An 11,125-nucleotide genomic window follows, 5' to 3' on the forward strand; every position below is an offset into this window, starting at 1 on the left:
GGCGACACCTGTGATCTTCGCAATAAATCCGCAATTGGCGCACAACCCTTCACGTTTGTCGATGGTCTGGGTCTGTGAGGTCATCCAGACCTCGCAGACGATCTTGGTCCTGCGGAGGCGCGCTCGCCCCGCCGGACCGTCTCCAACGTGGGGAATGAACATGCGTATTCGTGCCACTGTGGCCGCCGTCAGCGGCGCCCTGGCCCTCTCCGCCCTCGTCGTTCCGTCCGCCGCGCAGGCCGACGACGCGCACCGCGCGACCGGCTCCGTCGCCGATGTCGCGCGTGCCGCCGAGGCCGGCTCCGCCGCGAAGTCCGGCGCCCGCTCCCTCGCCGCCACGAACAACGTGGGCGAGCTGAACCTCACCTTCTCGAAGGCCAAGGTCAACGGCGGCAAGGCGATCGCCGTCGGCACCTCCGCCACGAAGAAGGTGGCGACCTCGTTCACGGTGACGCACGCCGCGGACGTGGACATCTTCGCCCCGGACTTCGTGATGGACGTGTCGCTCTACCGCGGTTCGTTCGACAACCCGACGAACGAGCTGTACTCCGACATCGCGCCGACCTGCAAGAAGGTCTCCGCGACGGTCGCCAACTGCACCAGCCGGATCGCGGTCTCGCCGGTCTACGACCTGTACGGCAACAGCGACGCCACCACCTGGAAGGTCAGCGGCGTCGCCGTCGACTTCAACGGCCAGGACCCGAACAACGCCGACCCGTCCCAGATCGGCTGGGCCCTCCAGGACGGGCTGGGCACCAGCAAGCTCCAGCGCTTCTCGAAGCTGACCGTCAACGCCGCCCCGGAGCCGGTGAAGAAGGGCAAGACCCTCACCGTCACCGGCAAGCTCTCCCGGGCCAACTGGGACGACCTGAAGTACCACGGCTACGCGACCCAGTCGGTGAAGCTCCAGTTCCGCAAGAAGGGCAGCTCCACCTACACCACCGTCAAGACCATCAAGAGCAGCAGCACCGGTGCGCTGAAGACCACGGTCAAGGCCTCGGTCGACGGCTACTGGCGCTACAGCTTCGCGGGCACGGCGACCACCCCGGCGGTCAGCGCCGCGGGTGACTTCGTCGACGTGAAGTGAACGGCGCGAAGCGAACGGCATGAAGTGAACGGCGCGAAGCGAGCGGCATGAAGTGAACGCCGTGAAGAGAACGCCGTGAAGCGACGAAGGGCGGTCCCCTGCCGGGGGACCGCCCTTCACCTGTCCTGTGCGGGAATCACCCCCGCGACTACGACGGGAAGCGCCGCCCGACCAGCCGCCAGGCGTACTCCAGCGCGGCCGACGCCACCACCGCGATCCCCACCGCGGTCAACGGCATCGTGGCGCCCACCAGCTTCAGCGCGAAGAACTCCTGGAGCCACGGCACCACCAGCACCACCAGGAACGCCAGCCCCATCGACAGCACCAGGCCGACCCGCCACCAGGTGTACGGCCGGGCGATGATCGCCAGCACCCACATCGAGACCAGGAACAGCGTGAGCGTGGCCGCGCTGGTCTCGGCGTCGAGGGCGTTCGGGCCGGTGTAGTAGTGGCGGGCGATCAGGTACGTCGCGAAGGTCGCGACGGCCGCGATGACGCCGGACGGGATCGCGTACCGCATGACCCGGCGCACGAAGTGCGGGTGGGCGCGTTCCGTGTTGGGCGCGAGGGCCAGGAAGAACGCCGGTACGCCGATGGTCAGCGTGGACAGCAGGGTCAGGTGGCGCGGCAGGAACGGGTAGTCGACCTGGGAGCAGACCACCAGGATCGCCAGCAGTACCGAGTAGACGGTCTTGGTCAGGAAGAGGGTGGCGACCCGGGTGATGTTGCCGATCACCCGGCGGCCCTCGGCGACGACGGACGGCAGCGTCGCGAAGCTGTTGTTCAGCAGCACGATCTGGGCGACGGCCCGGGTCGCCTCGGAGCCCGAGCCCATGGAGACACCGATGTCGGCGTCCTTCAGCGCCAGTACGTCGTTGACGCCGTCGCCGGTCATCGCGACGGTGTGGCCGCGGGACTGGAGGGCGGCGACCATGTCGCGCTTCTGCTGCGGGGTGACCCGGCCGAAGACGGCGTTCTCCTCCACGGCGGTGGCCATGTCGTCCGGGTCGGTGGGCAGCCGGCGCGCGTCCAGAGTGTGCTCGGCGCCCTGCATGCCCAGCTTCGCGGCGACCGCGCCGACCGAGACCGCGTTGTCGCCGGAGATCACCTTGGCGGCCACCCGCTGGTCCGCGAAGTACGCCAGGGTCTCCTCGGCGTCCGGCCGCAGCCGCTGCTCCAGGACGACCAGGGCGGTCGGCACGGCTCCGGCGGCCACGTCCGGGCCGTCCAGCGGGCCCTGCGCGCGGGCCAGCAGCAGCACCCGCAGGCCCTGCTGGTTCAGCTGCTCGATCTCGCCGAGCGCCGGGTCCTGCTCGGGCAGCAGCACGTCGGGGGCGCCGAGCAGCCAGGCGGAATCGCCGGTGCCGGTCCCCTCGTCGAAGGCCGCGCCGCTGTACTTGCGGGCCGAGGAGAACGGCAGCGTCGCGGTGCACCGCCAGGACCCGGCGTCCGGGTAGGCGTCCACGATGGCCTGGAGACTGGCGTTCGGGCGGGGGTCGGAGGAGCCGAGCGCGCCGAGCACGCCGCCCACGTACTTCTCGTCGGCGCCGCCCAGCATCCGCACCTCGGTGACGTCCATGCCGCCCTCGGTGAGGGTGCCGGTCTTGTCCAGGCAGACGACGTCGACCCGGGCCAGCCCCTCGATGGCGGGCAGCTCCTGCACCAGGCACTGCTTGCGGCCGAGCCGGACCACGCCGATCGCGAAGGCGACGGAGGTCAGCAGCACCAGACCCTCGGGGATCATCGGGACGATGCCGCCGACGGTCCGGGCGATCGACTCCTTGACGTTGTTGTCCTTGACGACCAGCTGACTGATGACCAGGCCGAGCGCGGTCGGCACCATCATCCAGGTGACGTACTTGAGGATCGTGGAGATGCCGGTGCGGAGCTCGGACTGGACGAGCGTGAAGCGGGACGCCTCCTCGGCGAGCTGGGCGGCGTAGGCCTCGCGGCCGACCTTGGTCGCGGTGAACGCGCCGCCGCCGGAGACGACGAAGCTGCCGGACATGACCGGGTCGCCGGGGCGCTTCAGCACCGGGTCGGCCTCGCCGGTGAGCAGCGATTCGTCGATCTCCAGCCCGTCGGCCTCGGCGACCGTGCCGTCCACCACGGCCTTGTCCCCGGGGCCCAGCTCGATGAGGTCCCCGAGGACGATCTCGGAGGTGGAGATCTCGGCCGCGACCCCGTCCCGCCGCACCGTGGGCTTCGCCTCGCCGATGACCGCGAGGGAGTCCAGGGTCTTCTTGGCCCGCCACTCCTGGAAGATGCCGATGCCGGTGTTCGCGATGATCACGAAGCCGAAGAGGCTGTCCTGGAACGGCGCGACGAACAGCATGACGAGCCAGAGCACGCCGATGATCAGGTTGAACCGGGTGAAGACGTTGGCCCGGACGATCTCGCGCAGCGAGCGGGACGAGCGGACGGGTACGTCGTTGACCTCGCCGCGGGCGATCCGCTCCGCGACCTCCGCCGGGGTCAGCCCGCGGGGGTCCACCACCGGAACGGGCAGTTCCACCGGGTGGACCGGGTCCAGTTCGGCCCCGGCGTCGATCGTGGCCGGGCCGGGGAGGCCGGTGGGCCCCGTTATGCCCGGGGTCTGTTCATCGGAGGGATTGGATGCCCGCTGCGTCATGGTTTCGACGGTACGGGCAGATGGCCCGGTTCACCCACCGACCGGTCCGAAGATCAGACCGGCGGAGGACGGCAGACGGGGGTGAATGGTCCTGTGGGGGTACGCGGGACCCGTTGCCCGGGTAGTAGACGCCCGCAGGGAAACGGCGTACGCACCCTCAGGAGGCCGGAAGGAGCCGGGTCGGAAGGGGGCGGGGCCGGAAAGGGCCAGGCCAGGAGGTCAGGAGGCGGCGCTTTCGGCGGTGGTCCCCGGAGTGGCGCCCCCGGCGCCTCCGGCCGCTGCCGCCCGCTTGATCGCCGCGTCGCGCTTGCGCACGTACCAGATGCCGATCAGTCCGAGCCCCGCACCGGCCAGGCACGTCCACACCCACCACAGGTGGCCGTGGTCGTCGAACCAGCGGTAGAAGGGGATCTGGACCAGGAAGAGGACGAACCAGAGGATCGTGCCGCCGGTGATGGTGGCGACGACGGGCCCCTCAAGGGGCTCGGGTGCCTCGTGCTTCGGTGTCCACTTCGCCATGGGCTCAGTGTATGGGGCCCCTGTTCGAGGCGTCCCCGAAGTCGTGCGCGGGGCCGCACGGAGGGTTCCGGGAGCCGCCGTGCGACTCCACCCGGCCGCTCCAAAACGTTATGAAGCCCTTCCGGTGCAGGTCATCGATGCTCTACGCGCGGAGATAGCGATCTTCGCCTCATGTATTCATACTGAATCTGCTTCATAATGACTTGATTTGTTCGTTAGATCGTCCAAATCTGACTCATTTCTCCCCAACTACGTACGACTGAGGTCATACATGTCCCCCTCGGCCACCGCTCCGGTCGACGCCCAGCAGCCGGCGGCTCCCCAGCCGCAGAACGGCCTGGACCGTTTCTTCAAGATCTCCGAGCGGGGGTCGTCGGTAGCCCGCGAGATCCGTGGCGGATTCGCGACGTTCTTCGCGATGGCGTACATCATCGTGCTGAACCCGATCATTCTCGGCAGCGCGAAGGACATGTACGGCCACCAGCTCGACAGCGGCCAGCTGGTCACCGCGACCGTGCTGACCGCCGCGTTCTCCACCCTCCTGATGGGTGTCATCGGCAATGTGCCGATCGCCCTGGCGGCCGGTCTCGGCGTCAACACCGTTGTCGCCCTCCAGCTCGCCCCCCGGATGAGCTGGCCGGACGCGATGGGCATGGTGGTCCTCGCGGGCATCGTGGTCATGCTGCTGGTCGCGACCGGGCTCCGGGAGCGCGTGATGCACGCCGTGCCGACCTCGCTCCGCAAGGGCATCGCGATCGGCATCGGCCTCTTCATCCTGCTGATCGGCCTGGTCGACTCGGGCTTCGTCTCCCGCATCCCGGACATCGCCCACACCACCGTGCCGCTCCAGCTCGGCGGCGACGGTCACCTCAACGGCTGGCCGGTCCTGGTCTTCGTCCTCGGCGCGCTGCTCACCCTCGGGCTGATCGTCCGCAAGGTGCCGGGCGCGATCCTGATCTCCATCGTCGCGATGACGGTCGTCGCGGTGATCATCGACGCGGTCGCCGACCTGCCCGCCGGTTCGTGGGGCCTGACCGTCCCGCAGTGGCCGGGCAACCCGGTCGCCACGCCCGACTTCGGGCTGATCGGCCAGGCCAGCCTGTTCGGCGGCTTCAGCAAGGTGGGCGTGCTCACCGGCATCCTGTTCGTCTTCACCGTGCTGCTGTCCTGCTTCTTCGACGCGATGGGCACCATCCTCGGCGTCGGCGACGAGGCCAAGCTGACGGACGCCGACGGCAACTTCCCCGGCATCAACAAGGTGCTGTTCGTGGACGGCATCGCGGTCGCCGCGGGCGGCGGCTCCTCCTCCTCGGCCACCACCTGCTTCGTGGAGTCCACGGCGGGCGTCGGCGAGGGGGCCCGTACCGGCTTCGCCAGCATCGTGACGGGTCTGCTGTTCACCGCGGCGCTGTTCTTCACCCCGCTCGCGACGATGGTCCCCTCGCAGGCGGCCACCCCCGCGCTGCTGGCGGTGGGCTTCCTGATCATCTCGGGCTCGGTGCGGGACATCGACTGGAGCGACTACACGCTCGCCATCCCGGCCTTCCTCGCCATGCTGATGATGCCGTTCACCTACTCGATCACCAACGGCATCGGTATCGGCTTCATCTCCTTCTCCGTGCTGCGCGTGGTCGCCGGCCGCTGGCGCGAGGTGCCGATCCCGATGTACGTGGTCTCCGCGGTCTTCGTCTTCTACTACGCGATGCCCGCCCTCGGCCTCACGTGAGGCCCCCGGGGTCCTTGAGGCCCTCGGAGTCCCCGCAGTCCTCGGAGTCCCCGCGGCCCTCGGGGCCGTAGAACTTCTCCGTCTCGTCGACGGCCGCCTTGAAGCGTTCGTCGAAGTCGTCGCGAATGAGCGTCCGGACCACATAGTCCTGGACGCTCATTCCGCGTTTTGCGGCATGCTGCCGGAGCCGGTCGAGCAGCTCGCCGTCCACCCGCAGACTGAGCACAGTCGATCCCATGGCCAGCAGGGTTACGTTCCGCTGCGCGGTCCCGTGTCACTTTCCGGAGGTGACTCACTCGTTCGAGTGAGGGATTGGGCGAAGTGCCCCCCGCGCGTGTACCACGAATGGTCTTTAGGTTGAGTAATGAGTTACGCTAATGAACATGCCTGACCTGATCCACGACGGCGACAGTGCCGCCGCCGTGAGCTCCCTCCGCTCCGCCGTGATGCTGCTCAGCCGGCGCCTCAAGCACCAGCGCGTCGACGAGTCGCTGAGCCCCACCGAGATGTCGGTGCTCGGCACGCTCGCCAGGTGCGGCTCGGCCACCCCGGGCGAGCTGGCCCGCAAGGAGCACGTACAGCCTCCGTCGATGACCCGCATCGTCGCGCTGCTGGAGGCGAAGGGCTTGGTCAGACTGGAACCGCACCCCGATGACCGTCGCCAGAAGGTGGTCAGCCAGACCGAGCAGGCCGAGGCCATGCTCGAGGAGAGCCGCTCCAAGCGGAACGCCTGGCTGACCGCCCTCGCCGAGGGCCTGGACGAGGAGGAGTGGGAGACGCTTCGCAAGGCCGCACCCGTGCTGGAGAAGCTCGCCCACCTGTAGCGGGACGGGCGGCGCACCGGACCACAGCCGGCGCGCCGCCTGCCCGGCCGCATCCCGTCAGTCAGTGAAACCCAGCCGCCCGAGGAGGCGAACCCCTTTGAGTACGGGATCCGGAGCAGACTCCGCCCCCGCACCGACCTCCACCCACGAGAGCAAGCCCGGCGGGACCTTCTCGTCGCTGAAGATACGCAACTACCGCCTGTTCGCCACGGGCGCCGTGATCTCCAACACCGGTACCTGGATGGCCCGCATCACCCAGGACTGGCTCGTACTGAGCCTCACCGGCTCCGCCGCCGCGGTCGGTATCACCACGGCCCTCCAGTTCCTCCCGATGCTCCTGTTCGGCCTCTACGGCGGAGTCATCGCGGACCGCTTCCCGAAGCGGAAGCTCCTGCTCGTCAGCCAGGCGGCCCTCGGCCTGTGCGGTCTCGCGCTCGCCGCGCTCACGCTCTCCGGCGTGGTCCAGGTGTGGCACGTCTACCTGATCGCCTTCCTGCTCGGCGTGGTGACGGTCGTCGACAACCCGGCCCGCCAGTCCTTCGTCTCCGAGATGGTCGGCCCCGCCCAGCTGCGCAACGCGGTCAGCCTCAACTCGGCGAACTTCCAGTCCGCCCGCCTCATCGGCCCGGCCGTCGCCGGTGTCCTGATCACCACGGTCGGCAGCGGCTGGGCCTTCATGTTCAACGGCCTGTCCTTCGCCGCCCCGCTCGTCGGCCTGCTGATGATGCGGCCCGCCGAGTTCCACCGGACCACCGTCGTCCCGCGCGCCAAGGGCCAGCTGCGCGAGGGCCTGCGCTACGTCTCCGGCCGCCCCGAGCTGATCTGGCCGATCGTCCTGGTCGGCTTCGTCGGCACCTTCGGGTTCAACTTCCCGATCTGGCTCACCGCCTTCGCCGACGAGATCTTCCACGGCGGCGCCGGGATGTACTCCTTCTTCAACATCCTCATGGCCGCCGGATCCCTCGCCGGAGCCCTGCTCGCCGCCCGCCGCCGCTCCTCCCGGCTGCGGATGCTGGTGGCCGCGGGCACCGCCTTCGGGCTGCTGGAGATCATCGCCTCGATGGCCCCGGCCGTCTGGATCTTCGCGATCCTGCTGCTCCCGATCGGCATGATCGGCCTGACCACCAACATCAGCGCGAACACCAGCGTCCAGATGGCCGCCGACCCGGCCATGCGCGGCCGGGTCATGAGCCTGTACATGATGGTCTTCGCCGGTGGTACGCCGGTGGGCGCCCCGATCGTCGGCTGGATCAGCGACGCCTACGGAGTCCGTACGGGCATGGCCGTCGGCGGGGCGTTCTCGCTGCTGGCGGCACTCGGCGTCGGCCTGATGCTGGCCCGTGCCGGTGGTCTGCGGCTCCGGGTGGACCTTCGCCCCGGCCGCCCGCACGTCCGCTTCGTACCCCGCGAGGAGCTGGCCACCGCGGCCTGACGCCTTCCCGCCGCCCGCCGCCCTCCTCGCCCGTGGTGAGGGGGGCGGCGGCGCGTGTACGACCGATTCCGGGCGCTCGCGGAGCCGTACGCGCGCCCGGGGTGCCTGCCGGGAGTCCGTACGCGCGCGGGGCGCTCGTAAAGCCGTACGCGCGCGCCTCCGGGGCGCCCCCGGGCGGTGCGACACTCGGCGCATGAGCCGTCTCCGCCTCTTCGTCGCCGTGCTGCCGCCCGCTCCCGCCGTCGAGGAACTGCGCCGCGCCCTCGCCCCGCTGCACGCCCTGCCAGAGGCCGGGGGGCTCCGCTGGACCGGGGTGCCCGGCTGGCACTTCACGCTCGCCTTCCTCGGGCCCGTGGACGAGGAACTGCTGCCCGAGCTGAAGGAGCGCCTGGCCCGGGCCGCCCGCCGCACCGAGCCCTTCCCGCTGCGCCTCCACGGCGGCGGGAGGTTCGCAGACCGGGCCCTCTGGGCCGGGGCGGCCGGCTCGCTCGACATGCTCCGGCTCCTCGCCGAGCGCGCCGACGCCGCCGCCCGCCGCACCGGCATCCCGATGGACGAGCACCGCCGCTACACCCCACACCTCACCCTCGCCCGCAGCCGCCGCGCCGGGGCCGACCTGCGCCCCTGCGTCGAGGCGCTCGCGGCCTTCGAGGGCACCGCCTGGCAGGTCGACGAGATGGCCCTGGTCCGCAGCAACCTGCCGGACTCCGGGGTCCCCGGCGAGCGCCCCCGGTACGAGGTGGTCGCCTCCTGGTCGCTGGGGCACTGAGCGGGGCGGTTAGGCTCGAAGGGTGGATCCCAAGACCAGAAACCGCATCATGGCGGCCGTGCTCGTGCTGATGTTCGCCGTCGTCGCTGTGGCAGCCGCCCTCGGCGCCTGACCAGCGCCCCGCCGGGTGTCGCGTCCGCCCTGAGCGGTGCGCACGGTGCCGTCCCACTTGCCGGTCCGTGCGGGCGCGTCCCGTGCACCACAACAAGGTGTCGGACGGCCGGTGCCCGACGGGCGGGCACAGTTGCCTGGCACGACGGGCCGACGGGCCGACGGGCCGCGACGAGCCCGCGCAGCCTCTACCGGCGGTTCCGGACGGCCACGGGAGCGACCCCGTCGCGGCGGCACCTCGACCAGCGGCTGCGACGGGACCGGAGCCTGCTGGAGCCGACGGACCCGCCGGTCGCCGGGGTCGGCGAACCGGGCGGCCCCGGCACGGCGAACAACTTCCGCCACCACTTCCTCGAGCGGATCGGGGTGTCGCCGAGCGGCTGCCGCCGGGCCTCCCCCCCCGGACGTAGCGGGTCGCGACCGGGTCAGGGGCAGAGGGTCTCGCGCAGTGCGGCGTTCAGCCGCTTGCCCTGCGCGTCCGTGAGCGGCCGGGCATCGGTTCCGAACCGCTGGGCCGCCAGCGAGTCGGCCTTCGGGGAGGCGATCGAGGAGCACTGGTTCCGCCCGGCGTCGATCGCCCGCTCCTCGTCCACGACGAGCTGCGGGTCGACGGCCGCGATCGCGTCCAGGTACGCGTCCCGGGCGTCACCGGTCGGAGCGGACGGGATACCGGCGGCCCGTTCGGCGGCGGCGACCCCCTCCGGCGCGGGCTTCGTGACGTCCTTCTCGGCCGAGCAGGCGGTCAGCGCGAGCAGCGCGGCGGCGGCGAGAAGGATGCGAACGGGTCTCACGGTGGCACTCTCCGTACGTAGTTCTGTGCCCCGTGAGACGGGCGAGCCCCCCGAAGGGTTGTGGCGGACGCCCGCACCGGGGGCGTACGGGTGGGCCGTCGTCGTACCGCTCACGGAAGAGAACGGGACGACGACGGCCCACCCGTACGTCAGGGCCCTACCAGGCGAAGGCCTCCGGCGACGGCCCCGGCCCCGGGAAGATCTCGTCCAGCGAGGCCAGCAGCTCCGCCGGGAGCTCCAGCTCCAGCGCCCGCAGCGCCGAATCCAGCTGCTCCTGGTTGCGCGGCCCGACGATCGGCCCGGTCACCCCGGGACGGGTCAGCAGCCAGGCCAGACCGACCTCGCCCGGCTCCAGCCCGTGCTTGTCGAGCAGGTCCTCGTACGCCTGGACCTTCTCGCGCTGCGCCGCGTCCTTGAGCGTGTCCGCGCTGCGGCCCGAGACCGAGCGGCTGCCCGTGCCCTCGCGCTCCTTGCGGAGCACCCCGCCCAGCAGCCCGCCGTGCAGCGGGGACCACGGGATGACCCCGAGGCCGTACTCCTGCGCGGCCGGGATGACCTCCATCTCGGCGCGGCGCTCGAACAGGTTGTAGACGCACTGCTCGCTGACCAGGCCCACCGAGCCCCGCCGGGCGGCCAGCTCGTTGGCCTGGGCGATCTTGTAGCCGGGGAAGTTCGAGGAACCCGCGTAAAGGATCTTGCCCTGCTGGATCAGGACGTCGATCGCCTGCCAGATCTCCTCGAACGGGGTGTTCCGGTCGACGTGGTGGAACTGGTACAGGTCGATGTAGTCGGTCTGGAGCCGCTTCAGCGACGCCTCGACCGAGCGCCGGATGTTCACGGCGGAGAGCTTGTCGTGGTTGGGCCAGGCCTCACCGTCGGGGCCCATGTTCCCGTACATCTTGGTGGCCAGGACCACCTTGTCGCGGCGCTGGCCGCCCCGGGCGAACCAGGTGCCGATGATCTCCTCGGTGCGCCCCTTGTTCTCGCCCCAGCCGTACACGTTCGCGGTGTCGAAGAAATTCAGACCCGTGTCCAGCGCCGAGTCCATGAGGGCGTGGCTGTCCGCCTCATTGGTCTGCGGGCCGAAGTTCATGGTGCCGAGGACGAGACGGCTGACCTTGAGTCCGGTGCGTCCGAGCTGTGTGTACTTCATGGACGACAAGCCAACGCCTTCGAGCCCGCTCGAGGCAAGAGCATCCGGAACGCGCCGCCCCCGGTGGTCCCGTCTCTCCGG

The 11,125-nt window shown here is 70.5% G+C and carries 10 protein-coding genes and 1 pseudogene; 6 read left to right on the top strand and 5 right to left on the bottom strand.

What is annotated here, in order from left to right; all coding sequences use genetic code 11:
* The first annotated feature begins 160 nt into the window (after positions 1-160).
* On the top strand, positions 161-1,087 hold the full coding sequence (locus ACFCV8_RS23580; RefSeq protein ID WP_376687398.1) for a hypothetical protein: 927 nt from the start codon (positions 161-163) through the stop codon (positions 1,085-1,087).
* A gap of 148 nt (positions 1,088-1,235) precedes the next feature.
* Here ACFCV8_RS23580 and ACFCV8_RS23585 read toward each other — a convergent pair whose 3' ends face one another.
* Positions 1,236-3,719, bottom strand: a complete 2,484-nt coding sequence (locus ACFCV8_RS23585; RefSeq protein WP_376687399.1) for a cation-translocating P-type ATPase — start codon at positions 3,717-3,719, stop codon at positions 1,236-1,238.
* Between the two features lie 219 nt (positions 3,720-3,938).
* Entirely contained in the window at positions 3,939-4,238 is a 300-nt protein-coding gene (locus tag ACFCV8_RS23590; protein ID WP_376687400.1) for a DUF2530 domain-containing protein, read from the bottom strand.
* A gap of 271 nt (positions 4,239-4,509) precedes the next feature.
* On the opposite strand from ACFCV8_RS23590, the gene ACFCV8_RS23595 reads away from it, so the two are divergent.
* Entirely contained in the window at positions 4,510-5,964 is a 1,455-nt protein-coding gene (locus tag ACFCV8_RS23595; protein ID WP_376687401.1) for an NCS2 family permease, read from the top strand.
* Here ACFCV8_RS23595 and ACFCV8_RS23600 read toward each other — a convergent pair.
* Positions 5,957-6,202 (bottom strand): ribbon-helix-helix protein, CopG family, encoded by a 246-nt coding sequence (locus tag ACFCV8_RS23600; RefSeq protein ID WP_376687402.1) that lies wholly within the window; start codon positions 6,200-6,202, stop codon positions 5,957-5,959. The two genes, ACFCV8_RS23595 and ACFCV8_RS23600, sit on opposite strands and share 8 nt — an antisense overlap.
* 145 nt (positions 6,203-6,347) lie before the next feature.
* Between ACFCV8_RS23600 and ACFCV8_RS23605 the strand changes: the two genes are divergently transcribed.
* From ACFCV8_RS23605 to ACFCV8_RS23620, 4 genes and pseudogenes are all read left to right on the top strand, one after another.
* A complete protein-coding gene (locus tag ACFCV8_RS23605; protein ID WP_376687403.1) occupies positions 6,348-6,788 on the top strand; it encodes a MarR family winged helix-turn-helix transcriptional regulator in 441 nt (146 codons plus the stop codon).
* A gap of 97 nt (positions 6,789-6,885) precedes the next feature.
* Positions 6,886-8,220, top strand: a complete 1,335-nt coding sequence (locus tag ACFCV8_RS23610; protein ID WP_376687404.1) for an MFS transporter — start codon at positions 6,886-6,888, stop codon at positions 8,218-8,220.
* Between the two features lie 193 nt (positions 8,221-8,413).
* Complete coding sequence (thpR, locus tag ACFCV8_RS23615; protein WP_376687405.1) at positions 8,414-8,989, top strand: RNA 2',3'-cyclic phosphodiesterase; 576 nt, start codon at positions 8,414-8,416, stop codon at positions 8,987-8,989.
* Between the two features lie 141 nt (positions 8,990-9,130).
* Positions 9,131-9,478, top strand: a pseudogene (locus tag ACFCV8_RS23620) (helix-turn-helix domain-containing protein); the annotation flags it as partial.
* 47 nt (positions 9,479-9,525) lie between these two features.
* Here ACFCV8_RS23620 and ACFCV8_RS23625 read toward each other — a convergent pair.
* Entirely contained in the window at positions 9,526-9,891 is a 366-nt protein-coding gene (locus ACFCV8_RS23625) for a hypothetical protein (protein ID WP_376687406.1), read from the bottom strand.
* A 157-nt stretch (positions 9,892-10,048) separates the two neighbouring features.
* Positions 10,049-11,044, bottom strand: coding sequence for an aldo/keto reductase (locus tag ACFCV8_RS23630; protein WP_376687407.1), 996 nt, complete (start codon positions 11,042-11,044; stop codon positions 10,049-10,051).
* Between the last annotated feature and the right edge of the window lie 81 nt (positions 11,045-11,125).

Origin of the sequence: Streptomyces sp. NPDC056347, from assembly GCF_042262625.1 — a bacterium.
GTDB lineage: Bacteria > Actinomycetota > Actinomycetes > Streptomycetales > Streptomycetaceae > Streptomyces.

Excerpts from the sequence above, each read along its gene's own strand:
- ACFCV8_RS23600 (WP_376687402.1), bottom strand. The coding sequence starts at position 6,202 with ATGGGATCGACTGTGCTCAGTCTGCGGGTGGACGGCGAGCTGCTCGAC.
- ACFCV8_RS23595 (WP_376687401.1), top strand. The coding sequence starts at position 4,510 with ATGTCCCCCTCGGCCACCGCTCCGGTCGACGCCCAGCAGCCGGCGGCT.
- ACFCV8_RS23605 (WP_376687403.1), top strand. The coding sequence starts at position 6,348 with ATGCCTGACCTGATCCACGACGGCGACAGTGCCGCCGCCGTGAGCTCC.
- ACFCV8_RS23585 (WP_376687399.1), bottom strand. The coding sequence starts at position 3,719 with ATGACGCAGCGGGCATCCAATCCCTCCGATGAACAGACCCCGGGCATA.
- thpR (WP_376687405.1), top strand. The coding sequence starts at position 8,414 with ATGAGCCGTCTCCGCCTCTTCGTCGCCGTGCTGCCGCCCGCTCCCGCC.
- ACFCV8_RS23630 (WP_376687407.1), bottom strand. The coding sequence starts at position 11,044 with ATGAAGTACACACAGCTCGGACGCACCGGACTCAAGGTCAGCCGTCTC.
- ACFCV8_RS23590 (WP_376687400.1), bottom strand. The coding sequence starts at position 4,238 with ATGGCGAAGTGGACACCGAAGCACGAGGCACCCGAGCCCCTTGAGGGG.
- ACFCV8_RS23580 (WP_376687398.1), top strand. The coding sequence starts at position 161 with ATGCGTATTCGTGCCACTGTGGCCGCCGTCAGCGGCGCCCTGGCCCTC.